The 23,876-nt window shown below is 65.8% G+C and carries 24 protein-coding genes and 1 pseudogene; 9 read left to right on the top strand and 16 right to left on the bottom strand.

The genetic code is table 11. The features are described from left to right. Nucleotides 1-133 precede the first annotated feature (133 nt). From AC19YX_RS27645 to AC19YX_RS27635, 3 genes are all read right to left on the bottom strand, one after another. On the bottom strand, nt 134-619 hold the full coding sequence (locus AC19YX_RS27645) for a hypothetical protein (protein WP_500607497.1): 486 nt from the start codon (nt 617-619) through the stop codon (nt 134-136). 39 nt (nt 620-658) lie between these two features. Continuing rightward, a complete protein-coding gene (locus AC19YX_RS27640) occupies nt 659-1,102 on the bottom strand; it encodes a hypothetical protein (protein WP_500607496.1) in 444 nt (147 codons plus the stop codon). Nucleotides 1,103-1,187: 85 nt separating this feature from the next. Next, nucleotides 1,188-1,484 (bottom strand): hypothetical protein, encoded by a 297-nt coding sequence (locus AC19YX_RS27635; protein WP_078473303.1) that lies wholly within the window; start codon nt 1,482-1,484, stop codon nt 1,188-1,190. Nucleotides 1,485-1,870: 386 nt separating this feature from the next. On the opposite strand from AC19YX_RS27635, the gene AC19YX_RS27630 reads away from it, so the two are divergent. The 3 genes from AC19YX_RS27630 to AC19YX_RS27620 all read left to right on the top strand — a co-directional run bounded on the left by AC19YX_RS27630 (nt 1,871) and on the right by AC19YX_RS27620 (nt 5,943). Next, entirely contained in the window at nt 1,871-2,371 is a 501-nt protein-coding gene (locus AC19YX_RS27630) for a sigma-70 family RNA polymerase sigma factor (RefSeq protein WP_500607495.1), read from the top strand. 40 nt (nt 2,372-2,411) lie between these two features. Next, entirely contained in the window at nt 2,412-3,395 is a 984-nt protein-coding gene (locus tag AC19YX_RS27625; protein ID WP_500607494.1) for a FecR family protein, read from the top strand. 97 nt (nt 3,396-3,492) lie between these two features. Then, complete coding sequence (locus AC19YX_RS27620) at nt 3,493-5,943, top strand: TonB-dependent siderophore receptor (RefSeq protein WP_500607493.1); 2,451 nt, start codon at nt 3,493-3,495, stop codon at nt 5,941-5,943. Between the two features lie 40 nt (nt 5,944-5,983). On the opposite strand, the gene AC19YX_RS27615 is transcribed toward AC19YX_RS27620, so the two are convergent. From AC19YX_RS27615 to AC19YX_RS27600, 4 genes are all read right to left on the bottom strand, one after another. Continuing rightward, nucleotides 5,984-7,186: a benzoate/H(+) symporter BenE family transporter gene (locus AC19YX_RS27615; RefSeq protein ID WP_500607492.1), complete on the bottom strand. Its 1,203-nt coding sequence runs from the start codon at nt 7,184-7,186 to the stop codon at nt 5,984-5,986. Between the two features lie 149 nt (nt 7,187-7,335). Beyond that, the gene (gene pdxR / locus AC19YX_RS27610) at nt 7,336-8,832 is read right to left on the bottom strand and encodes a MocR-like pyridoxine biosynthesis transcription factor PdxR (protein WP_500607491.1); all 1,497 of its coding nucleotides are present in this window, start codon (nt 8,830-8,832) and stop codon (nt 7,336-7,338) included. A gap of 37 nt (nt 8,833-8,869) precedes the next feature. Next, nucleotides 8,870-10,021 carry an MFS transporter gene (locus AC19YX_RS27605; RefSeq protein ID WP_078473293.1) on the bottom strand — a complete coding sequence of 384 codons (1,152 nt, stop codon included), beginning with the start codon at nt 10,019-10,021 and terminating at the stop codon, nt 8,870-8,872. A 310-nt stretch (nt 10,022-10,331) separates the two neighbouring features. Beyond that, the gene (locus AC19YX_RS27600) at nt 10,332-11,321 is read right to left on the bottom strand and encodes a LysR family transcriptional regulator (RefSeq protein ID WP_078473292.1); all 990 of its coding nucleotides are present in this window, start codon (nt 11,319-11,321) and stop codon (nt 10,332-10,334) included. A gap of 152 nt (nt 11,322-11,473) precedes the next feature. Between AC19YX_RS27600 and AC19YX_RS27595 the strand changes: the two genes are divergently transcribed. Continuing rightward, a complete protein-coding gene (locus AC19YX_RS27595) occupies nt 11,474-11,893 on the top strand; it encodes a RidA family protein (RefSeq protein ID WP_078473291.1) in 420 nt (139 codons plus the stop codon). Nucleotides 11,894-12,019: 126 nt separating this feature from the next. Further along, complete coding sequence (locus AC19YX_RS27590; protein ID WP_500607490.1) at nt 12,020-13,015, top strand: diaminopimelate epimerase; 996 nt, start codon at nt 12,020-12,022, stop codon at nt 13,013-13,015. Nucleotides 13,016-13,136: 121 nt separating this feature from the next. Here the strand turns inward: AC19YX_RS27590 and codA are convergent, their stop codons facing one another. The 7 genes from codA to AC19YX_RS27555 form a co-directional block, all read right to left on the bottom strand. After that, nucleotides 13,137-14,384, bottom strand: coding sequence for a cytosine deaminase (codA, locus tag AC19YX_RS27585; RefSeq protein ID WP_201131696.1), 1,248 nt, complete (start codon nt 14,382-14,384; stop codon nt 13,137-13,139). A gap of 34 nt (nt 14,385-14,418) precedes the next feature. Then, nucleotides 14,419-15,636 (bottom strand): PucR family transcriptional regulator, encoded by a 1,218-nt coding sequence (locus AC19YX_RS27580; protein ID WP_500607489.1) that lies wholly within the window; start codon nt 15,634-15,636, stop codon nt 14,419-14,421. Then, entirely contained in the window at nt 15,633-16,904 is a 1,272-nt protein-coding gene (gene codB, locus AC19YX_RS27575) for a cytosine permease (protein WP_421549242.1), read from the bottom strand. The genes AC19YX_RS27580 and codB overlap by 4 nt, the downstream gene beginning before the upstream one ends. A 213-nt stretch (nt 16,905-17,117) precedes the next feature. After that, nucleotides 17,118-17,741, bottom strand: coding sequence for an NUDIX hydrolase (locus AC19YX_RS27570; protein ID WP_421549241.1), 624 nt, complete (start codon nt 17,739-17,741; stop codon nt 17,118-17,120). Nucleotides 17,742-17,770: 29 nt separating this feature from the next. Then, nucleotides 17,771-18,286, bottom strand: a complete 516-nt coding sequence (locus AC19YX_RS27565; RefSeq protein WP_500607488.1) for a nucleoside 2-deoxyribosyltransferase — start codon at nt 18,284-18,286, stop codon at nt 17,771-17,773. A 49-nt stretch (nt 18,287-18,335) separates the two neighbouring features. Then, on the bottom strand, nt 18,336-18,692 hold the full coding sequence (gene queD / locus AC19YX_RS27560) for a 6-carboxytetrahydropterin synthase QueD (protein ID WP_003190259.1): 357 nt from the start codon (nt 18,690-18,692) through the stop codon (nt 18,336-18,338). A gap of 97 nt (nt 18,693-18,789) precedes the next feature. Continuing rightward, nucleotides 18,790-19,869, bottom strand: coding sequence for a patatin-like phospholipase family protein (locus AC19YX_RS27555; protein ID WP_500607487.1), 1,080 nt, complete (start codon nt 19,867-19,869; stop codon nt 18,790-18,792). A gap of 159 nt (nt 19,870-20,028) precedes the next feature. On the opposite strand from AC19YX_RS27555, the gene AC19YX_RS27550 reads away from it, so the two are divergent. Genes AC19YX_RS27550 through AC19YX_RS27535 form a run of 4 tightly spaced genes read left to right on the top strand, consistent with a single transcriptional unit; the run spans nt 20,029 to nt 22,629 of the window. Further along, nucleotides 20,029-20,337 (top strand): PepSY domain-containing protein, encoded by a 309-nt coding sequence (locus AC19YX_RS27550; protein WP_500607486.1) that lies wholly within the window; start codon nt 20,029-20,031, stop codon nt 20,335-20,337. Further along, on the top strand, nt 20,337-20,651 hold the full coding sequence (locus tag AC19YX_RS27545) for a PepSY domain-containing protein (protein ID WP_020296845.1): 315 nt from the start codon (nt 20,337-20,339) through the stop codon (nt 20,649-20,651). The genes AC19YX_RS27550 and AC19YX_RS27545 overlap by 1 nt, the downstream gene beginning before the upstream one ends. Then, nucleotides 20,651-21,319, top strand: a complete 669-nt coding sequence (locus AC19YX_RS27540) for a response regulator transcription factor (protein ID WP_020296844.1) — start codon at nt 20,651-20,653, stop codon at nt 21,317-21,319. Before AC19YX_RS27545 ends, AC19YX_RS27540 begins: the two co-directional genes overlap by 1 nt. Beyond that, the gene (locus AC19YX_RS27535; RefSeq protein WP_500607485.1) at nt 21,316-22,629 is read left to right on the top strand and encodes a sensor histidine kinase; all 1,314 of its coding nucleotides are present in this window, start codon (nt 21,316-21,318) and stop codon (nt 22,627-22,629) included. The genes AC19YX_RS27540 and AC19YX_RS27535 overlap by 4 nt, the downstream gene beginning before the upstream one ends. Before the next feature lie 90 nt (nt 22,630-22,719). On the opposite strand, the gene AC19YX_RS27530 is transcribed toward AC19YX_RS27535, so the two are convergent. Continuing rightward, nucleotides 22,720-23,475: a methyl-accepting chemotaxis protein gene (locus AC19YX_RS27530; RefSeq protein WP_421549298.1), complete on the bottom strand. Its 756-nt coding sequence runs from the start codon at nt 23,473-23,475 to the stop codon at nt 22,720-22,722. A 102-nt stretch (nt 23,476-23,577) separates the two neighbouring features. Then, a pseudogene (locus AC19YX_RS27525) lies at nt 23,578-23,724 on the bottom strand (HAMP domain-containing protein); the annotation flags it as partial. Between the last annotated feature and the right edge of the window lie 152 nt (nt 23,725-23,876).

The raw sequence follows: 23,876 nt of genomic DNA, 5'->3' as shown, positions 1-23,876 counted from the left end.
TGATCCTTGGCAAGTCGGGGCGCCAGGGCGACGCCGTGTTTGAAAAAGTCGCGGAGGATGGGCCTTGTGGCGGTTTTTTTCCAGCGCCGATTATCCACCGGCGCTCGCCGGTCGAAGGCAAGGGGCGTCGGGTTCAGGCCTGGCTGCAAAAATGCCCCGCTCCCAGGCGCCATACCGAAAACCACACATCATCCGCCGGGGCGTAGCGCTCCAGGGGGATCGGCCGCTCGTGCAACAGGTCGTCCGGGGCGAATACTTCAAGCTCCCAGGGGAAATCCGGGTTGTACGACAGGCTGTACTCGGGGGATGGGCTGGCGAGGGTGTAGTGGATCGAATACACCATCAGCGGTGAGCCCTGGAGTTGGTTGTGGGCATACAGCGTCCAGAACTCGCTCATCTGCGGCCGGCTGACCTGCTCGGCAAACGTCAGGGCGGCGGGCAGGTCATCCCAGGTGGCCTGGACCGTTTGCTGGGCCAGGGCGATGCGTGCAGCGGGCGACTGGCCCTTGGCGTGCTCGACGTAGATCAGGGTGGTGGCGAACTGGAACTCGCACTGGGTGATGCTCGGGCTGACGTCCCAGTGGCCGATCATGTGCTGGTCCAGCAGTTCGATTTTCATGGGGCGGGCTCGGGTTGTGGGTCAAAAAAGCGCGAGTGGCTAGCGGTCGCGATTGGCGGGCCAGGTCGCGGTCGGGAAGTAGGCCTCCAGGCCCGGTTGCTGGTGGTCCACGCCGTTGCGGGTCCAGTAGCAGCTCAGGCGGCTGTAGTTATCCAGGTCGCCGCGCACCAGGCACGTTGCGCCGTGCCCCGGCCAACTGAAGGCCAGCACATCGGTCTCGGCCATGGTCGCCCGCGCCACCTTGCCAATGGCGGTGGTGGTCTGGCCATTGATAGTTTTGACCAGGGTCAGGGCGCCGTTGCTGAAGGTGATTTCAGCGCTGCCGGAGTAGGCGGCGCCGCCGTCGGGCGCCTGGCCGATCAGCGCGTAATGGCCGGGAACCATGGAGTAATACAGGTGTTCGTCGGCGGCGTTGTCGGCCACGACGCTGGCGCTGGCCAGCAGCAGGCCGAGCAGGGCGCACAGACCAGGGATGCGCTGCATGCAGGTACGTTCCTTGTAGAAAATCGAGCTTGAACAGTCGGTGATGGGGGCAAGTCCCGGGTTGGCTGAACGCGCCTGGCAACCCTCAGACCGTTACGCCGTGGCGCATTATAAATACCGACAGTAAAAGCACCAGCAGGGTGGTGATGGCGGCGTAGCAGGCACTCAAGCCGAGCTTGACCAGCAGCATGTCATCGACCGCCCTATAGCCGATGGAGGCCCCGAACAGGGCTGCGGCTGCGGCGCCGGCGATAAGGATGCAGCCGCTCCTCATGCCTGGGGCCAACAGCGGGATCAGAACCAGGTGGGCGCTGCTGATCAGAATGACAAAGATCGCAATGATCTTGAGGGTGAGAACCATGCTGTCTCGGGTGCTGTTCATGGTGACGCGCTCCGATAGCAAAGCCTGCGGCCTTGCCGGGTTATTCCTTACTCCCTGTTCCTTGTGTACTTGAAGGGGTCGTAGCTCGGCGGTCGAGTGTCCCTGCTGCCGAGTGGAATGACTCATCCCGGAAACGAGATGTATCACGCTCTAGATTAGGCCTCGTCCCGCGATTTAGACGACTTTGCGACGGACGTGCATGGCCGGCACTCCCTGGCAGGCCGAACACCTCATCTGCTGCGGTGTGCCCGGTGATCCAGCGTCCGTCGAAATCGATGATGTTCCGAGGGCTGGCCAGTACTTCCAGCATGGGCGCCCTTCTAATCAATTGCCGGGTTTAATAAGAAGCATTACTATTCACGCCCCCAGTCCCCCAGCACACCGCGATGACTCCCCAGCCGCCCCGCAGACCAGGCTTTTTCGAGTACTACGAAGAGTTGATCGGCACCTGGACGCGTCGGCTGCAAAACCGTCAGCAGGCTGAAGACCTGGCCCACGACACCTTTGTCCGGGTGCTGGAGTCGGACCCGGACAAGGTCGAGCAGCCACGGGCCTATCTGCACCAGACCGCACGCAACATTGCGGTGGACGGCTATCGTCGCGAAGACCGGCGCGGGGCCATGGAACTGGAAGCGATTCATCACAGCACGCCGCCGACCGGCGACCCGGAGCATTTCATGCACGCGATCCAGCTTGCTGACTCCATTGAACAGGCCCTTGCCGAGTTGCCGCTGAACTGCCGCAAGGCGTTTGTCTGGCAGAAGATTGAAGGCCTGACCCAGGCGGAAATCGCCGAGCGCCTGGGCCTGTCAAAAAACATGGTGGAAAAGTATATGATCCGCACCCTGCGGCATCTGCGTGACCGCCTGGACGGGCCGATGCCATGAGCCGCCGAGACTTTTCACCCTCTGCCAAACAGGAACTTCCATGATGGATAGCCGTGATTGCGCGTGCGGACCGGTGACGGTGCGCGATGAGGCGGCGCTATGGTTCGTGCGTCTGCAAGAGCCCGCGCTGAGCGCTGAAGAGCGGCAGGGGTTCGACGCCTGGCTGGCCGAGCACCCGCAGCACCGGGATGAATTTCAACTGCTGCAGACCCTGTGGAGCGCCACCGACCTGTTGCCACGGGAACGTTTGCAGGCCTTGTGCAAGGACCCGGCGCCACCTGCCCGGCGCCGTCCGATGTTGCATTACGCCCTGGCGGCCAGCGTGCTGGCGGTGGCCGTGGGGTTGGGGTTGTTCAGTGGCCTGAACCAGCCGGCCTCCTACAGCGCGGAGTTTGCCACCGCCCTGGGCGAGCGCCGCCATGTGGCGCTGCCGGACGGTTCGCAGATCGACCTCAACAGCCGCAGCCGGTTGCAGGTGCGCTACGAAAAAGGCCAGCGCCATATCGAATTGAGCGAAGGCGAGGCCATGTTCAGCGTCGAACACGACAGCAGCCGGCCCTTTGTGGTGGCCGCCGGGCCGGGCAAGGTCACGGTCACCGGGACCCGCTTCGATGTGCGCCGCGACGCCGGCCAGACCCGGGTTGCAGTGGAGCAGGGCACGGTCAAGGTGCAGGGCCGCGACGCTGCCGAAGGTGATTTTGTCAGCCTCACCGCCGGCCTCGGCACGCGGATCGACAGCAACGGCACGGTGGCTGCGGCCCATGCGGTCGACCCCGAGGCACTCACGGCCTGGCGCAACGGCAAGCTGGTGTTCAACAACGCGAGCCTGGCTGACGTGGCGGCTGAAGTGTCGCGTTATCGCCAGCAACCGCTGCGCGTCGACAACCCGGCGGTGGCCAATCTGCGTTTGACCAGTGTGTTCCGCTGTGACGACACCGACGCCCTGCTCAAGGCCTTGCCCAGCATCCTGCCAGTGGCGGTGCAGACCCATGCCGATGGCAGCCAGGAAATAATTGCGCGTTAGATTCAGGTTTTTTTCGAGTTCTTCGTCTTCTTGTCCAACTGCAACTGGTTTGCATTAACAGCCGCACTTCTTTGCGCTCAACAGGACAAGCTGCGACGTGAATAACCTCGATCTCAAGAACCCCAACCGTGCCCTGCCGACGTCACGCTGGCTGCCGCTGGCTCTGGCCCTGGCGGTCAGCGCCGGGCTGTCCCAGGCCCATGCCGAGCAGGCACCGAGTGCGATTCACATCCAGGCCCAGCCCCTGGCCCAGGCCCTGAGTCAGTTGGGCTTGCAGACTTCGCTGCAGGTGTTTTTCAGCCCCGAGTTGGTGGCCGGCAAACAGGCCCCGGCGGTGCAGGGCAGCCTGTCGCCGGAGCAGGCCCTGCGCCAGTTGCTCCAGGGCAGCGGCCTGGATTACCAGGTCGACGGCAGTTCGGTGACCCTGAGGCCGGCACCTGTGGCCAATGCTCCGCTGGAGCTGGGCGTCACCGACATCAAGGTGGTGGGGGACTGGCTGGGGGATGCCAACGCCGCCGTGGTGCAAAACCACCCGGGGGCGCGCACGGTGATCCGCCGCGAAGCCATGGTCGAGCAGGGGGCGATGAATGTCGGCGATGTGTTGCGCCGGGTGCCCGGGGTCCAGGTGCAGGACGCCAACGGCACCGGCGGCAGTGATATTTCCCTGAACGTCGGGGTGCGCGGCCTGACCTCGCGCCTGTCGCCGCGCTCCACGGTGCTGATCGATGGCGTGCCCGCAGCGTTCGCGCCCTATGGCCAGCCGCAGTTGTCCATGGCGCCGATTTCGACCGGCAACCTCGACAGCATCGACGTGGTGCGGGGCGCCGGTTCCGTGCGCTATGGGCCGCAGAACGTCGGCGGGGTGATCAACTTCGTGACCCGCGCCATTCCCGAGCACGCCACCGGAGAAATCGGCACCACCCTGGAAACCTCTCGCAGTGGTGGCTGGAAGCACATCGACAGCGCCTTCCTGGGCGGCACCGCCGACAACGGCATGGGGGTGGCGCTGCTGTATTCCGGGGTCAACGGCAATGGCTACCGGCGCAGCAATAACGATAACGACATCGACGATGTGATCCTCAAGACCCACTGGGCGCCGACCGATCAGGACGATTTCTCGCTGAATTTCCACTACTACGACGCCACCGCCGACATGCCCGGGGGCCTGACCCAGAAGCAGTACGACGCCGATCCCTACCAGTCCGACCGCGACTGGGACACCTTCAGCGGCCGGCGCAAGGATGTGTCGTTCAAGTACCTGCGCCAGATCGACGACCGCACCCAGTTCGAAGTGCTGACCTACTACTCCGACAGTTTCCGTGGCAGCAACATCGCCGCGCGCGACCAGAAGACCCTGGTGTCCTACCCGCGCACCTACTACACCTTCGGCGTCGAGCCACGGCTGTCCCATGTGTTCGACCTGGGGCCGACCACCCAGGAAGCCAGCGTCGGTTATCGCTACCTCAAGGAAGGCATGCATGAGCAGGCCAGTGCCCTGGAGCTGATCAACAACCAGCCGGTGGCCACCGCCAAGGCTGACGGCCATGTGTACCAGGACCGCACCGGCGGCACCGAGGCCAATGCGTTCTACCTCGACGACAAGATCGATGTCGGCAACTGGACCGTCACCCCGGGCATTCGCTTCGAGAGCATCCGTACCGAATGGCACGACCGCCCGGTCCTGGGCGACCAGGGCACCACGGGCACGCGAGTGCCGGAGAAGCGCCGCGAGATCAACAGCAACGAGCCGCTGCCGGCCCTGAGCGTGATGTATCACCTGTCCGATGCCTGGAAGCTGTTCGCCAACTACGAGACCTCGTTCGGCAGCCTGCAGTATTTCCAGCTGGGCCAGGGCGGCGTCGGCGACCAGACCGCCAACGGCCTGAACCCGGAGAAGGCCAAGACCTACGAAATCGGTACGCGCTACAACGATGACGTGTGGGGCGGGGAGCTGACGGCGTTCTACATCGACTTCTCCGACGAGCTGCAATACATCAGCAACGACGTGGGCTGGACCAACCTCGGGGCCACCAAGCACCAAGGCCTCGAAGCCTCGGTGCATTACGAGCTGGGGACGCTCGACCCACGGCTGGACGGCCTGACCGCGAATGCCGGCTTCACCTACACCCGGGCCACGTACCAGGGCGGCAGCGACGCCTTCAAGGACCGCGACCTGCCGTTCTATTCGCGCCAGGTGGCGACCCTGGGCCTGCGCTACGACATCAACCGCTGGACCTATAACGTCGATGCGTTCGCCCAGTCCAGGCAGCGTTCGCCGGGGAGCATGGTCAACACCAATGGCAGCTTCAACAGCAACTACATCACCGAAGGCACGGCGGACGGGCGGTACGGTGATATCCCCGGCTACGTGACCTGGAACCTGCGGGGCGGCTATGACTTCGGTTCGCAGTTGTCGAACCTCAAGCTTGGCGCCGGGGTGAAAAACATCTTCGACCGCCAGTACTACACCCGCTCCAGCGACAACAACTCCGGGCTCTATGTCGGCGCCCCACGGACCTTCTTCGTCCAGGCCAGCGTCGGCTTCTGATGCCCGTGCCCGGCACCCGGGTGGGTGCCGGGCTGTTCTGTCAGCGGGTGGCAGTGCCGGGCGTCGCTGCCTGGCGCCCACCGTGCATCAGCAGGTGCGCCACCAGGCCGGCCACCAACCCCCAGAAGGCGCCGCCGACACCGAGCAAGGTCACATTGGCCGCGGTGGCCAGGAACGTGATCAGCGCGGTTTCCCGGGTCCGCACCTCGGCCATGGCGTTGGCCAGGCTGCCACCGATGGCGCCGAGCAGTGCCAGGCCGGCCAGGGTCGTGACAAAAGTGCGTGGCAGGATCATGAACAGGCTCGCCAGGGTCACTCCGAACACCCCCACCAGCACATAGAACAGGCCGCAGGCCAGGCCGGCGATGTAACGCTTGGCGGGTTGCGGGTGGGCGTCCGGGCCGGTGCAGATGGCAGCGGTGATGGCGGCGACGTTGAAGGCATGGGCCCCGAAAGGCGCCATCAGCAGCGACCCCAGGCCGGTGATGCCGAGGATCGGGTTGGCGCTGGTCTTGAAGCCATCGTTGCGCAGCACCAGCATGCCGGGCATGTACTGGCCGGTCAGGGTGATGATGAACAGCGGCAGGGCCACCCCGAGGAATGCGCCCATGGAGAACTGCGGCCGTTCAAACACCGGCGCTGCCAGGCTCAGGTGGACGCTGTGCAGGTCGACGCGCTCCTGAAGCAGCAACAGGGCCATGCCGATCGCCAGGATCCCGACCACCGCAAAACGTGAGGTGAAGCGCCGCAACAGCGCGTAGGCCACAACCAGCACAATCACCAGCAACGGGTCGGCGCTCGCGCCGCCAAAGGCATTGATCCCGAATTGCAGCAGGATCCCCGCCAGCAGCCCGGCGGCGATGCCCCTGGGGATCAGCCGTACCAGGCGCTCGAAGGCCCCCGACAGGCCCAGCAGAATAAAGCCGATGGCGCTGATCACGTAGGCGCCGATGACTTCGCCGTAGGGGGTAAAGGGCATGATCGTCGCCAGGAAGGCCACCCCCGGGGTCGACCAGGCGGTGATGATCGGCTCGCGGTAGCGGTAGCTCAGCCAGGCGCCGGTAAGGCCGACGCCGATGCTCACCGACCAGACCCAGGAGGCGGTCTGGGCCGGGCTCAGGTGGCCCAATTGCGCGGCCTGGAACACCAGGACAAAGGTTCCGCCGTAATTGACGATGACGGAAATCAGCGCGGCAAGGATGGGGGCCAGCAAGTCGCTGGGGCGTAGGGCGGTGTGGGGCATGGGCTCGTTCCTGGCTGAGGGGGCCGCGGGCTTGCGTGAGCAGGCGGCTGCGGCCCTGGCGTTGAAGAGCGCTAGCTTAGGTGGGCAATGGTGGTTTCAATCAGTCCGGTTTCGCCAAGTGCAGCAGACCACTTTGCCGGGGCTAGGCCCTAGCGTTGCAGGGCCTTGGCCAGGCGCTGCATGGCGCTGTCGATCTCGTGGGGCGTCAGTGCGGAAAACCCCAGCAGCCAGCCGCCATTGGCCGGCGGACGGGCATACAGGCGGCTCAGCCCGGGCAGTTGGAGGCCGGCGCGGGCGGCCAGGGTGAGGGTCTCGGCCTCGTTCCAGCCTTCGGCCAGCAGGCAGGGCATCTGCAGGCCGCCGGGGGGCAACTGGGCCTGGACGATACCCGCCAGATGCCGGCCAACGGCTGCGGCCATGGCCTCGCGGCGCACGGCGTAGATCTTGCGCATGGCCCGCACATGGGCGCCGAAATGGCCGCCGTCGATAAACCGGGCCAGGGTCAACTGGGCGATCTGCGGCGTGTGGCCATCGAGGATGCTGCGGGCGTAGGTCATGGGCGCCACCAGCTCCCGGGGCAATACCACGAACCCCATGCGCAGGCCGGGGTACAGCGACTTGCTGAAAGTGCCCACGTACAGGGTGCGCTGGTGGCGGTCCAGGCCCTGGACGCAGGCCGTGGGCAGGCCTTCGTAGTGGAACTGGCTGTCGTAGTCGTCTTCGATGATCCAGCCCTGGCGCTCGGCGGCCCAGGCGGTGAGTTCCAGGCGCCGTTCCAGGGCCAGGGTGACGCCCGTGGGGTATTGGTGCGAAGGCGTCACATACAGGGTGTTGGCGCCGCTGCGATCAGCCTGCAACTGCTCGGTGTTCAGGCCGTGGCGATCCACGGCAATCGGCACCACCTTGAGCTGGGCCATCTCGAAGGCCTTGCGCGCGCCGAAATAGCCCGGGTCTTCCATCAGGATCGGTTGCCCGGCATCCACCAGCACCTGGGCGCAGAGATACAGGGCCTGGCGGGTGCTGCTCAGCACCAGCACCTGGTCGGCACTGACCCGCGCCCCGCGTTCCAGGTTCAGGTAGCCGGCGATGGCCTGGCGCAGGGGCTCGGCGCCCTGGGGGTCGCCATGCAGCATGCCGCTGTGCCGGCAATCCTTCTGGGCCTGGCGTTGCAGGCGCTCCCAGAGCGCCATCGGGAAGCTGCGGGTTTCCGGTAGCCCGGTGACAAAGGCCTGGACCCTCTGCTGGTCGGTCACGCCGCCGCTGGCGAGGATCTGTGCGCCGCGCTGGCTGAGTGCCGGGGCCACCGCCGCCGGGGTCGATCGAGGCGCGCCGGCGTGGCGTTTTTTCTGTGGCTGGCCGTGCAGGTCGGGGCCGATCTTGCTCGAAACGTAACTGCCCGACCCCGGACGCCGGCAGATGTAGCCGTCCAGTTGCAATTGGACGTAGGCCATTTCCACGGTATCGCGGGACAGGTTCAGCGAGCTGGACAGGCTGCGGGTGGCGGGCAGGCGGCAGCCGGGAGGCAGCACCCCGTCCAGGATCAGCTGGCGCAAGGCGCGCTGTACCCGCACGCGCAACTCCAGGGTGTGCAACGCGGGGTCGGCGATGCGCATCTTCAGGGTGTCGAGCTCGAAGTTGAGCTTCATGGTCAGCGCCACGCCGCAGGGCAAGCGGTTGGGGTGTTCACACTTTCAGCACTTTGCCGCTGGCCGCCACCCCCAGCAGCATCACCGCGATCAGGGCGAAGGCAATGCTGAGGCTGCTGCCGTGGGCGATAAAACCGATCACGGCCGGGCCGGCGAGAATCCCGGCATAACCCAGGGTGGTGATGGCCGGGACCGCGATGCTTTCGGGCATGACGGTTTGTTTGCCCACGGCGGTATACAGCACCGGCACGATGTTCGAGCAACCGGCGCCGACCAGGGCATAGCCCACCAGCGCCGCTTCCCAGGCCGGGGCCAGGGTGGCCAGCAGCAGGCCGGCCGCGGCGGTCAGGCCGCCGAACACAATCACCCGCCTGGCCCCCAGCTTGTGCACGATGGCGTCGCCGGTCAGGCGGCCGACCGTCATGGTCAGGGCGAAGGCGGCATAACCGAGGCCGGCATAGGCAGCATCGAGGTTGCGCTCGGCGGTGAGGAACACCGCGCTCCAGTCCAGCACCGCGCCCTCGGCGAGAAACACGATAAAGCACAGGCAACCGATAAACAGCACCACGCCATGGGGGATGGCAAAGGCCGGGCCGCTGCTCTGGCTGCCGTAGGGCAGCATGTGCGGCGCGGCCTTGAACAGTGCGACCAGCATCAACAGCACCACCACCAGGGTGGCGCCCAGCGGCGCCAGGCCCAGGCCGAGCAAGGCGCTGACCCCGGCGGCGCCGACGATCCCGCCGAGGCTGAACAGGCCGTGGAAGCCCGACATCATGGTCTTGCCGCTGGCCCGCTCGACGATCACCGCTTGCAGGTTGACCGTGGAATCGACGCAGCCCAGGCCGGCGCCAAACATAAACAACGCTCCCACCAGCAGCGGGATCGAGGTCACCGTGGCCAGCAGCGGCAGGGCCAGGCAGATCAACAGCGTGCCGCCGGCCATGACTCGGCGGCAGCCGAAGCGCGAGGCCAGGGCGCCGGCGATTGGCATCGAAATGATCGAGCCTACCCCCAGGCACAGCAGCAACAGGCCCAGCGTGCCCTCATCCAGCCCGGCGCGGGCCTTGGCGTAAGGCACCAGCGGCGCCCAGGCGGCGATGCCGAAACCGGCGATAAAAAAGGCGATGCGCGTCGACATCTGTTCGAGGCGGCCGGGAGCGGCCTGGGTATGGGGGTTGCTGGCTGTCATAAAAGTCCTTGGCGGTGACCCGGGGCAGCACCTGATGCCGTTGCTGCCGGGTTAGCCGATGCGCCGAATTCACGACCCATTGCCGATACACCTGTGATGCGGGTTAACAGAAAAAAGCGTGCGCGCAACAGGCCCACGCCGAAAAGCCGCCACATCCTTGCACATCGAACGCGCTGCCGCGAGGGCGGCGACACCGCATCCGGCAGGCGAGCACCAGGAAGGGGCATGGCAGTTGTGACCCGACAGGCCGCCGAAGGTTGCAAGCGCAGAAGCCGGCGCAGGGGCAGGCTGTTGCAATGCGGATTGAGGTTTACGGCCGCTTCGTTACCGAGTGGGAGGAGACTCCCTCGCCACCGGCAAGCAAGTCTTGAGCTTGAAGCTTGCCGCTTGCGACTTGAAGTTCCCCCTGCGTTTCCCCGCCCAGCGCCTGGGCCAGGTAGTCGACAAAGACTCGGATTTTCTGCGGCACATGGCGGTTGCTGGCAAACAGGGCGTAGATCTGGGTGCGGGCCAGTGCCTGTTCCGGCAGCACTTGCAGCAACTGCCCGCTGTGCAGCAGGGGCTTGGCCACAAACGAGGGCAGGGCGCCGATGCCCAGGCCGGCCAGCAGCATGTCGGCGAGCAGCAGGCTGTTGTCCACCGCCAGGCGTACCGGCAGTTCCAGGCGGGTGGCGCCGTCCTGGCCCTCAAGTGGCCAGATGCCTGGGTGTTCGGCCTGGCGATAGGCCAGGCAGGCGTGTTGGCGCAGGTCGTCGACGGTTTGCGGGGTGCCGTGGGCCTGGAGGTAGGCCGGGGCGGCGCAGATCACCTGCCCGACTTCCCCCAGGCGACGGGCGATCAACGCCGAGTCGGCCCACTGGCTGCGAATGCGCAGCGACACATCGAAGCCTTCGCCCACCCCCTCCTGCACCCGGTCGCCCAGGCTCAGCTCAACCTGCAACTGCGGGTAGTGCTGCATAAAACCGGCAAGGATCGGCGACAGCACCTTGAGCCCGAACGACAGCGGCGCATTGATCCGCAGGCGGCCGCTGGGGGCGTTGGCCCCGACCTGGGTGGCGCGTTCCAGGGCGTCGAATTCATCGAGTAGGTGACAGCATTCAACAAAGTACGCCTGGCCGGCTTCCGACAGGCTCATGCTGCGGGTGGTGCGGATGATCAGCAGGTTGCCCAGGCGCTCTTCCAGTTGTCGCACCTGCTTGCTCACGGCGGCGGTGGACTGTTGCAGGTCGACTGCGGCGAGGTTGAAGCTGCCTCGCTGCACCACCCGGCGAAAGGTACGCATGGCTGCCAACACATCCATATTGTTTCTCCCTGGTTGAATATCGAGCAATCAAGGGCGCGATTATCCCTGAAAAACCACTCAATGCCATGGGCATGTCCATCGTGGCGCTGCAACTCTTCGCTGTTGTGTGCTCAACTGCTCGCCCCTTGATGGCTTGTCTGGAGCGCCCCATGTCCGCGAAACAACCCTTGCTCGAACTGTCCAACCCCGCCGGCCTGTACGACCCCACCGCCAATGGCTATTCCCACGTGGCCCGGGTCGCTGCAGGCGCGCGCTTGCTGTTCATCGCCGGGCAGGGTGGCGAAAACGCCGACAGTCAGCTCTCGAGCGACTTCGCCGAGCAGGTGAACCAGGCCCTGGAGAATCTGCAGATCGCTCTGCGCGCGGGCGGTGCCGAAGTCAGCCAGGTGGCCAAGCTCACGGTATTGATCGTCGATCACAGCCATGAGCGCCTGGAGATCTTCGGCGCGGCCTTGCATCGGCTGTGGGGCGATGCGCCGAAGCCGGCCTGCACCTTGATCCCGGTGCCGCGCCTGGCCCTGGACGGCATGTTGTTCGAGATCGAGGCGACGGCGGTCCTCGCGAACTGAAGGGCTGCGTGCATCAGTGAGCACTGGGCGTTGCCCGGCAGCACGTGAGCGACTGCCGACAGCGCTTGGCCGGGGCGCTGCATTCACAGTAATGTCAGCGCCCCGGTTTTTTCTGGAATCCCTGTGATGGCCTGTTTCTTCGATGCGCGCGGCAATATCTACGGCGTGGTGGCTCCCGCCGCCCTGGCTGAATGGGGCATTGCCTTGCCCGCCACTGCGGCCGATGCCGCCCTGGCACGCCAGGAGTGGGCGGGCGCGGCCATCGAGGCCTTGTGCAGTTGGGCGCCGGGCCAGCGTCCGACGGGGGCCAAGGAGCATCGCAGCGACGGTTTGCTGGTGGGGCCGTTTCAGGCGGCGCCGCCGTTTGATGTGCTGATCGTCAATACCGACGGCACCCTGGCCGAGCGCAGCGGCAATGGCCTGACGATTTTTTCCCAGGCCTTGAGCCAGCAAGGTCTGTTGCCTGGCGCGGGCGAGACGGTGCTGCGGGTGCATCACGATCAGGGCGGGGTGTCGCCAGTGGCGACGGCGGTGCTGCCGGCGGTGGTCGATGGGGTCCAGGGCTTTTGGCTGGACCTGGGGCAACCGGAGTTCGGGCCCCAGGTAGTGGCGGCCCAGGGGGTGGAAGGCACGCAGATCAATGGGCGGCCACTGAGCCGGGTGCCGGCGCTGGTCGGGTTGAACCCGTTGTGGGGGCATAGCCAGTTTGTGCGGATCGGCAACCCCCACTGCGTGACCCTGGTGGAGGACGCCAGCGCCTTGCCGAGCAACTTGCAGATGCTTGAGCCGCCGCTGTTCGAGGGCCTGACCCGCACCGCGTTCGCCCCACCCGTCGGCAGCGGCGAGCCGTGCCCGGCGGGGGTCAACCTGCAATGGGCCACGCGCGAAGGTGAAGGGCGCATTGCGGCCCGGGTCTTCGAGCGCGGCGAAGGCCCCACCGCGTCTTCCGGTACCAGCGCCAGCGCCGTGGCCAGCGCGGCCTGGCGGGTCGGCTGGGTCCAGGCCGGGCGCGTCGAAGTCAGCATGCCCGGTGGCACCGCGCCCCTGCTGCTGGAAGAAACCGCCGGCGAACTGACCCGCGTCAGCCTGTTCGGCACCGCAGTAGTGCAAGCCCCGTTGTAGCCGCTGCCGCTAGGCTCGGGCCGCCTTCGGACGCTGGCCGGGACAGGCGCCGTGGGGTGTCAGGTGTTTGCACGGCGCGGCTTAGGCCCAGCGCAGCCTCGTCTCTCGGCAGCGGCTAGGGTTATTCACCCACCAACTGCACCTGGGCCATTTGCCGTTGCATCAGCACCTGGCCGTGGCGGATCGAGTACAGCGGCAGGCCCTGGCTGCGGATCATTTCGTAGTCGCTGTCGGCGGAGAGGATCAGCAGGTTGGCCGGGCGCCCGGGTTCGAGGCCGTAGCGCTCGCCGAGGGCCAGGGCCTTGGCGCTGTTGTCGGTGACCAGGTCGAGGGCGTTTTGCAGGTTGCGGTAACCGAGCATGTGGCAGATGTGCAGGCCGGCTTCGAGTACGCGCAGGATGTTGCCGTTGCCCAGGGGGTACCAGGGGTCGACGATCGAGTCCTGGCCAAAGCACACGTTCATCCCGGCCTCCAGCAACTCGTTGACCCGGGTCACGCCGCGGCGTTTCGGGAAGCTGTCAAAGCGTCCTTGCAGGTGGATGCTCTCGGTGGGGCAGGAGACAAAGCTGATCCCGGAATGCCCGAGCAGGCGGAACAGCTTGGCGCAATAGGCATTGTCATAAGAGCCCATGGCCGTGGTGTGGCTGGCGGTGACCCGCGAGCCCATGTCACGGCTGCGGGCTTCTTCGGCCAGCACTTCGAGAAAGCGCGAATGCGGGTCGTCGGTTTCGTCGCAGTGCACATCCACCAGGCAACCGGTGCGTTCGGCCAGGTCCATCAGGAACTTCACCGAACTCACCCCCTGGTCGCGGGTGTACTCGAAATGCGGAATCCCGCCCACCACATCGGCGCCCAGGGCGATGGCCTCGGTCATCAGTTCGCGGCCGTTGCGGTAGCTTTCGATGCCTTCCTGGGGGAAGGCGACGATCTGCAGGTCGATCAGGTGCGCGGTTTCGGCACGCACTTCCAGCAGTGCCTTGAGGGCAGTGAGGTCCGGGTCGGTGACATCGACGTGGGTCCGCACATGCTGGATACCGTGGGCGGCCAGGGTGCGGATGGTTTTTTTGGCCCGGGTCTTGGTGTCTTCCTGGGTGATGGTGGCCTTGCGTTCGCCCCAGCATTCGATGCCTTCGAACAGCGTGCCGCTCATGTTCCAGCGCGGCTCGCCGGCGGTCAGGGTGGCGTCCAGGTGAATGTGCGGTTCGACAAAGGGCGGCACCACCAGGTTGCCGCCGGCGTCCAGGTCATCCGGCCCGGCCGGCTGGCCCTGGGCTTCGGCTTGGGGGGTGATGCGGGCGATGCGGCCGTTTTCCAGGTGCAGTGCGTGCAGGCCTTCACGGTGGCGCAGACGGGCATTGGTAATAAGCATGGGGGCAGTTTCCTTGTTCAGGTTCATCAGGCAGTCAGGCTGACAGCCGCCAGATCATCAGCGCGACGCCGATGTCCAGACGGTCATTGGGGTTGTCCAGCGCCAGGCCGGACAGGGCCTCGATGCGCTGCACACGATGGGTCAGGGTATTGCGGTGTACCGCCAGGCGCTGGGCCGCGGCCACCAGGTTGGCATTTTCATGGAACCACGCCTCCAGGGTCGGCATCAGGCACGCACCGTGGTGCTGGTCATGGTGCAGCAAGGGGCCGAGCCGTTCATGCAGAAACTGGTCGAGCAACGCCTGGTCGCGCACGCCGCTGAGCAGTTTGAGCACTCCCAGCTCGTCATAAACGCAGAGCCCGGCCCGTTCGCTGAAACGCCGCGCGGCGCCCAGGGCCTGAAGCGCCTCATCCTGGGCCCGGGCCAGGCGCGCCGGCGGGTGGGCGGCAGCGCTGAGGCCGATAAACAGTTTCAGCGGCAGCAGGCTGGGGCTGAAGTTTTTCAGCCAGGTCGCCAGCCGTTGCCGGTTGAGCTGAGCTGCCGCTGCGTCGACGGCAGGCAGCAGCAGGCTCCATTGTCCGGCACGGCCCAGCACCGGCAGGGCCGGTGGATGCTCCCGGGCGAATTGGCGCAGGCCCAGGGCGATACGGTCGCGGTGCTGCGCCAGTTGGGCCTCGGCCTGTTCCGCATGGCCCAGGGCAAACAGCGGCTCGCCGCCTTCCAGTTGCAACTGGGCCACCTGCCACTGGCCGTCCATGGGCATGCTCAGCTGTCGCGCGCGATGCAGCAGCAGCTCCAGGGATTGGTACTCGCCGCTCAACAGGCGCTCCAGCACGTCATGCCGCGAGCGTCCGACCTGCTCTGCCTGGACTAGCGCCGAGCCGATGGCCTGGGTCACCAGCACCATTTTCAACGAGTAGGGCTGCTCGATCAGCGGCATGCCGGCGGCGTCGGCGGCGGCCAGCAGGCGCTCGGGGATCGCCTGGATATAGGCCGCGCCAGTCAGTATCACCAGGCCGGCGACCTGGCGCTCGACGGCTTCGTCCAGCAATTGCAACAGGTTGGCTTGATCCCGTGGGTGGTTGATGCCGGTGACGAACACCAGTTCGCCCCCGAGCACCCACTCGGCAATCCCGCTGTTCTCCGCGACATAGGGCCAGCGCACCGGATTGCCGAGGCCGACCGCGCCGGCGCGCAGGCGCATGGACTCCAGCCCGGGCAGGGCCAGTACATCGTCGACCGTCAGGCTCATGCCTGGACGTCTGCCACGGCGCTACTGCGGGCGCCGAGCAGGCTGCTGAGCAGGATGTAGCTCAGGGCGGCAGCGGCAATCCCCACCAGGGGCGCGACCCAGGGCGAACTGAACGCGGTCACCGTGCCGATGGCGTAGGCGCCCAGGCCGGCCCAATTGAACGCCGGTAGCCGGGTCTCGGCCAGGCGCGGGTACTGGCCCCGGTAGCGGTAGAAGAAGTCCGCCATGATCACCCCGCCAATCGGCGGGATCACCGTGCCCAGCAGGATCAGGTACGGCACCAGCATGTCGTACATGCCCAGCAGCGCGAGCAGGGTGCCGATCACTGCGCCCACCAGGGTCACGGTCTTGCGCCGGCCGGTGCGCAGCAGATTGCAGCCGGCCACGGCGAAGTTGTAGATGGTGTTGTCCTGGGTGCTCCAGATATTCAACAGCAGCATGGCCATGGCCGCCATGGCGAAGCCTTGCAGCAGAAGCACTTCGACCACGTCCGGTTGCTGGTAGACGATGGCACCGTAGGCCCCGATCAGCACCATCAGGCCATTGCCGACAAAGAAGCCGATCAGGCTCGCCAGCACCGCGACCCTGGCCGAGCGCGAAAAGCGCGTCCAGTTGGTGGCCTGGGTCGCGCCGCTGACAAAGGTGCCGAACACCAGGGTGATGGCGGTGGACAGGTCGAGGCTGGTGCTCGGCACCACGGCCATCAGGCCCTGCAGGCCGCCAACCTTGACCGTGGCCACCCACATCGACAGCAGCAACAACAGGCCCATGGCCGGCACCGCAATGTAAGAGAGGATTTCCAGCCCGCGATAGCCGACATAGGCGGTGGCGCAGAACACCATGCCGAACAGCACCATCAGGCCGAGCACGCTGCCCTGGCTCAACTCGAAGTATTTGCCGAGCACCACGGCGGCGGTCGCGGTGCCCCAGGCGTACCAGCCGATCTGGGTAAAGCCCAGGATCAGGTCGCTGAGTTTGCTGCCCACTTCGCCGAAACAGAAACGCCCCATCAGCACCGAATTCAGACCGCTCTTGAAGGCGATGTAACCCAGACCCGCGGCGTAGATCCCCAGCAGCAGGTTGCCCAGCACAATCACCCCGAGCATTTCGCCAAAGCTGAAAGCCACCCCCAGCTTGCCCCCGGCGAACATGGTGGCGGTGAAAAAGGTGAACCCCAGCAGCACCATGGCCGTGGAGGCCAGCCCTTTGCGGGCGTGCATCGGCACTTCACTGAGTGGGTAGTCGTTGCCTGGATCGTTCTGCGTCATGAGCCTTCCCCTGGTGTGTCTGGTCTGTGGATGCAGACCCGTTGCAGCCAGCGTGCCAACGGCCGAACGGTGACAGACGCACAGGTGCCACTGTGCAACCTGCACAGGATTTATAGCCAAATCGACGGATTTTGCCGGATTGATTGGTCGCCTTGCCCAATCAGGCACAAAAGCAGTGCGCCAGTGATACAAAGTGGATCACCGGCCCGGGGTTCAATCGAACAGGGTCGCGCGGGTTTCGCCACGGTGAAAGGCAAAGGCCGCCGTGATGTCGCTTTCTATGGTGCGGCCCCGGGACAGCTCGGGCAGGGCGTCGAGGGCAAAAAACGCCGCGTCGCTGACTTCGGCCCCGGCCAACGGCGCTTGTCGGTCGTCGCGCTCGCACATGAAGTACAGCTTGTAGAAGTCCCGGGTGTCGGGCTTGAACGGCCCCTTGGCCTTGTGGCGCAGGCTGTAAAGGGCGCTGACCGAGACGTGCAGGCCGGCTTCCTCGTGGATTTCCTTGGCGATGTTTTCCGCCGCCGACAGGCCGATATCGGCATAGCCGCCCGGCAGCGCCCAGCAGCCGTCGTTGCGCTCGCGGACCAGCAGAATGCGCTCGTTCTCGATCAGCGCACCGCGCACGTCGACCATGGGAGTCGAGTAGCGCTGGGCGAAGTCGCTGACCAGGCCGGTGATGCGCTCCAGGGGCACGTCCCCCAGTTGCGCGAGCATGCCGTGGGCGATATCGGCGACTTGCTGATAGCGCTCGCGATCAAATTCATCCTTGCAGAAATGCAGGCCGGTGGAAGCGATGGCCTGCAGGCGTTTGGCATGGGCCAGCCAGGTGTTTTCCATGGTGATCTCCTGGTTGAAGGGGCGGCCGATCAAGGCGCGAGAGGGACGTGCTCGGGCTGGCGCAACCAGTGCGCGAGGGCGATCACGGCGCTGGCGGCATCGCGGCTGTGACCGGCCCAGGTGCAGGCCAGCATCAGGTTGCGCGGCAGGTTGAAGTCTTCCACCACAAAGCCCTGGGCATCATGCCCGCCGGCGTCATGGGGCACTTGCAGGCGCAAGGTCGGGGCATCGTCGAAATAGGCCCACACCGGTTTGCCCAGGGCCACGGCCATGCCGATTTCGAAGCAGGTGCCGGAGTCCGGTTCCAGCCCGCGAAAGGCATTCAGGTTGGCCAGCACGGCGTCGCAGTCGTGGATCATTTGCCGGTTGTGCTGGCAGATCAGCCGCGCCGTGGCCTCGGGAGTCAGGCCGTCGGGCACCTGGTTGTCGAAGGGGTAGAGGCCCTCCAGGCCCTGGGCGGCGCAGAGGTCTTTCAAGTGTCGGCCGTGTTCGATGGCGTCTTGGCGAAACACATCGAAACCGGCGAGGTAGATGCGTGGGGGCATGGGCGCTGCTCCGCTGTTCGCCAAGGGCGATTGAACCGGCTGCGCGGGCTTACTCGCCGCGGTAGATGCAGCCGCTGGTGCAGGTCTCGTGGATGCGGATCGCACTGAGTTCCGGCAGCAGGGGTTTGAGTTCGTTCCAGATCCACTTGGCCAGGACTTCGCTGGTGGGGTTTTCCAGACCGGGGATGTCGTTCAGGTAGTTGTGGTCCAGACGCTCGTAGAGCGGCTTGAAGATGGCCTTGATTTCCGAGAAATCACGAATCCAGCCGGTGTGCGGATCGAGGTCGCCGCTGAGGTGGATCGCCACCTTGAACGAGTGCCCGTGCAGGCGCCCGCATTTGTGGCCCTCGGGTACGTGGGGCAGGCGGTGGGCGGATTCGAAGGTAAATTCTTTGAAGATTTCCACAGTATCGGTCAGCTCTGGCAGGTGGCTATCGCCGGGGGGCGGTTGGGGCAGGCGGCGAGTTTAACAGCTTGGCTTTGGCGCTGCGGGAAAACCCTGACTAAAGGGTCAGCAGGTTTTCCCCGAGGCGGCCGCTGGCGGCCAGGTCGAGAAACTCGTCCCCCAGGCGCCGGCTTTCGTCCATCGCGCTGCGCCAGTACTTCTGGCGCCCGGCGTCATCGCCCATGAAGCGCTTGAAGTCGCTGCGGTCCGGCAGTTTGCCGTAGGGTAGGCGCTCCAGGTACTGCCGCGACGGCGCCAGCAGCAGCACATCTTGCAGGCGCTCGGTGCTTGCCCGGCGCCAGGGTAGGGTTTTGTCGAACCAGCCGGGGATCACCCGGTCGGTGAAGTGGGGGTAGAGCACGATATCGTCGCCGCTGTAGGGCAGGTCGAGGTGGTAATCCAGCAGGCCGCCGTCGCGGAACGTACCTGCGCCGGCGCCGGGCAGGTCGCGCACCCCCTGCATCACCATCGGGATCGAACCCGAGGCCAGCAGCGCCTGGCGCAGGTTACCCAGCTCCAGGGCGACGAAGCGCGAAGGGAAGTCGTTGAGTGCCAGTAGCGGCGGCGCCAGGCGCGGATCGTGCAGCACCAGCCGTTCGAAATGCCGGGCCAGGCGCGAGCGGCCGCGCAGGTTGTCGGCGATCACCGACGACAGCCCCAGCCCCAGGCGCCCGCGATGATCGTCGGCGAGCAGACCGTGGCTTTTGACCACCATGATGTTCAGCCGATACAGCGGGTTGTCGAGGATGCTGGCGTCCTGGCCGTCCAGCAGATCGTCGAGCATGCGTTGGGAGCTGTGGCTGATCTGCGCCATGTTCACCCCCTTGGCAAAACTCATGGCGTTGTAAAGCAGCCCCAGGCGGCGGATGCCCTCGGCGGCGTCCGCCAGGCAGGCACTGGCAAAGCGCCAGGAGCCCACCGAGGCGCCAATCAACGAACGCTCCCGTGGCGCCGCCGGCAGCCAGTCACCGAATAGCGCCAGGTCCAGGCCTTGAATCCCCAGGGCCTTGGGCCCACCTGCCGCGCCGGGCAGGGTACCGACTTCGGCGGCGCGCAGGCCGCTCTCGCGGATGCGTGCGAACGCTCGCGGGCCGGCCTTGAGGGTCAGGGCGGGGAACTTGATGTGGATAGCAGTCATACCGGTCTCAGTCGCAGGCGAGCAGGTGAGTATAAGGAGTGGTGGCGCGGTGGCCGAATGAAAGTTGGGCCCTGGCGATACTGGCCATTCAGTTTCAATTAAGTTCAGTTGGGTATCTTCGGCGCCTTAGGCAACACCTGACGAATACGGAGATATTCCATGAAAACCCTGACTGCCCTGTTGACCGCCAGCCTGATCGGCATCACCGCCAGCCTGGCCCACGCCCGTGACCTGGGCCCCGACGAAGCCCTGAGGTTGCGCGACGCTGGTACCATTGTCTCCTTTGAAAAACTCAATGCCGCCGCATTGGCCAGGCACCCGGGCTCCACCATCCATGAAACCGAGCTGGAAGAGGAGTACGGCAAGTACATCTACCAGGTCGAACTGCGCGATGCCCAGGGCCTCGAGTGGGACCTGGAATTGGACGCCGTCAGTGGCCAGGTACTCAAGGATCATCAGGATACGTAATGAAGTGCAATCTGCGCCGCTGCAGTCGATGGGCCCTGGTGCTGGCAGCGTTCTGCTCGCTGGCACTGGCCCGTGACCTGGACCAGGACGAAGCCCTGCGCCTGCGTCAGCAAGGGGTGATCCTGCCGCTCGAACAACTGCTGCAGCAGGCCCTGGACCGTTACCCCGGGGCCAAGCTGCTGGAGGCCGAGCTGGAAGAAAAACATGACGTCTACATTTATGAAGTCGAGTTGCTGACCGCCGATGGCGTGGTCCGCGAACTGGACCTGGAGGCCGCCACCGGCCGCCTGTTGAAAGACAAGGAAGATGACTGATGCGCCTGCTTCTGGTGGAAGACCATGTGTCCCTGGCCGATGAACTGCTTGAAGGCCTCAATCGCCAGGGCTACGCCGTGGATTGGCTGGCCGATGGCCGCGATGCGGTGTATCAGGGCAGCAGCGAACCCTATGACCTGATCATCCTCGACCTCGGCCTGCCGGGCTTGCCGGGGCTGGAGGTGCTCAGCCAATGGCGCGCCGGCGGGCTTTCGACCCCGGTGCTGATCCTCACGGCCCGCGGCTCCTGGGCCGAGCGCATTGAAGGGCTCAAGGCCGGGGCCGACGATTACCTGACCAAGCCGTTTCACCCCGAAGAGCTGCACTTGCGGGTCCAGGCGCTGTTGCGTCGTTCCCACGGCCAGGCCAATCAGCCAACCCTCCAGGCCGCCGGCCTGCACCTGGATGAGAGCCGCCAATGCGTGGTGCGCGATGGCCTGGATATCCAGCTGACCGCCGCCGAGTTTCGCCTGTTGCGTTATTTCATGCTGCACCCGCAGCAGATCCTCTCCAAAAGCCACCTCGCCGAGCACCTCTATGACGGCGAGACCGAGCGCGATTCCAATGTGCTGGAAGTGCACGTCAATCACCTGCGGCGCAAGCTGGGACGCACGGTGATCGAAACCCGGCGCGGCCAGGGCTATCTGTTTGGCGCCCAGGCTTCGTGAGGTCGATCCAGCGACGCCTGAGCCTGGGCTTGATCAGCGTGATGCTGATCGTTGGCCTGGTGCTGGCCCAGACCAGTCTCTGGCTGTTCGAAGTGGGCTTGCAGCGCTACCTCGAAGCCGGCCTGCGCAACGACAGTGAAAACCTGCTGGTGGCGCTGGTACGTGGGCCCCAGGGCTTGCAGCTGGATGAGCGGCGCTTGTCGCCGGCGTATCAGCGGCCGTTTTCCGGGCACTACTTTCGCATCGACTTTGCCGACACCCATTGGCGCTCGCGTTCGTTGTGGGACCAGGACCTGCCGCAACTGGCAAGCGCCGGCCTGCAAGGCAACCTGCAACTGGGGCCGGAGGGCCAGCAACTGCTGGTGCTGCGTTCGGACTATCGGCGCCTGGGGCAGTCGATCTCCATCAGCGTGGCCCAGGACTACACCCCGGTGCGCGAGAGCTTTCAACGCATGCGCCAGATCGGCCTGGGCCTGGGGCTGGCGGGGTTGCTGCTGATCCTGACGCTGCAACGCCTGACCGTACGCCGCGCCCTGCGGCCCCTGGAAAAGGCCCGGGAGCAGATCGCCCAGTTGCAGCTAGGCCAGCGTTCGCAGCTGGACGACCAGGTGCCCGTGGAGCTGGAACCGCTGGTGGCGCAGATCAACCACCTGTTGGCCCACACCGAAGACAGCCTCAAGCGCTCGCGCAATGCCCTGGGCAACCTGGGGCATGCGCTGAAGACACCGCTGGCGGTGCTGCTCAGTCTGGCGTCGAACCCCAAGCTGGATGCCCACGCCGAAGTGCGCAAGGTGTTGCAGGAACAGTTGCAGCAGGTGCAGCAGCGGTTGAACCGCGAGCTCAACCGGGCGCGCCTGGCCGGCGATGCCTTGCCCGGTGCCCTGTTCGATTGCGATGGCGAACTGCCGGGGTTGCTGGCGACCTTGAACATGATCCACGGCGAACACCTGGCCCTGAGCTACCAGGCGGCGCCGGGGCTGCAACTGCCCTGGGACCGTGAGGACCTGCTGGAGTTGCTGGGTAATCTGCTGGACAACGCCTGCAAATGGGCGGATGCGGAAGTCCGCTTGAGTGTCGGGGAAAGCCCCCGGGGTTTTTGCCTGGCGGTGGACGACGACGGCCCGGGCATCCCCGAGGCGCAGCGCGAACAGGTGTTCAGCCGCGGCACGCGCCTGGATGAACAGACCGATGGCCACGGCCTGGGCCTGGGCATCGTGCGCGACATCATCGATGCCTGGGGTGGCACCCTGAGCCTGGAGGAAAGCGCCCTGGGCGGCCTGCGCGTTGAAATCCACCTGCCTGGGCGCTAGTTGCCTCGCACCCCGTCTGCACGAAGCCAGCCTGTAGCTGCTGCCGAGCGCCGCAAGGCTGCGGCTACAGGGATTACGGGGATACAGGGCTCAGACGCGGAATTGGTCCATCAGGCTTTGCTGCTGGTTGGCCAGGCTGTTCAGCGACTGGCTGACCCGCGCCGATTCATTGGCCTGTTCGGCCAGGGATTCGGTGACGTCACGGATGGTTTCCACGTTGCTGTTGATCTCTTCGGCTACCGCGCTCTGTTCTTCGGCGGCGCTGGCGATTTGCAGGTTCATGTCGCTGATGACGGTCACCGCGTCGCCGATCTGGCGCAGGGCGGTGACGGCCTGGCCGACCTGCTCGACGCTGCCCTGGGCCTGGCGGTGGCTGTTGTTCATCGAGCCCACCACCTCCTGGGTGCCGGTTTGCAGTTGCTCGATCACCAGACGGGTTTCTTCCACCGACTCTTGGGTGCGGCGGGCGAGGTTGCGCACTTCGTCGGCGACCACCGCAAAACCGCGCCCGGCTTCCCCGGCACGGGCCGCTTCAATGGCGGCGTTGAGCGCCAGCAGGTTGGTCTGGTCGGCAATGGCACGGATCACTTCCAGCACCGAACCGATTTTTTCGCTGTTGGCGGCCAGGCCTTCGACCTGGGTCATGGCGATGCTCATGTCGGCCGCCAGGTGGCCAATGCTGGTGGTGGTGCGGTCGATCACCGTCAGGCCTTCGCGGGTAGCCTGGTCGGCATCGCGCGCGGCGTGGGCGGCCTGGGCGGCGCTGCGGGCCACGTCCTGGGCCGTGGCGCTCATTTCATGGGAGGCGGTGGCCACCTGGTCGACCTGGCGGTATTGCTGCTCCATGCCGGCGCTGGTCTGGGTGGCGATGGCCGCAGACTGGTCGGCGGTGCCGCGAGCGTCCTGCACCGAGCGTTTCACCTCGGCGATGATCGGCTGCAACTTGTCGAGGAAACGGTTGAACCAGCCGGCCAACTGGCCCAGTTCATCCTGCTTGTCGTAGGCCAGGCGCCGGGTCAGGTCGCCTTCGCCACTGGCGATGTCTTCCAGCATGTGCGCCACGCCAAGGATCGGCCGGGTCACGCTGCGCGCCATCAGCCACACCAGCAACAGCCCGATTATCGCAGCCAGCAGGCCGAGGCTGAGTTCGATCAGGGTGCCGGCGCTGTTGCGCTCGTCGAGCTCGCCTTGCAGCGCAGTGGCCGGGCCCACCAGCACGTGTTCCGGTACATCCAGCAGCACGCCCC

This window comes from Pseudomonas sp. MF09150 (genome assembly GCF_059862355.1).
This window is presented reverse-complemented; position numbering and strand designations above follow the sequence as displayed.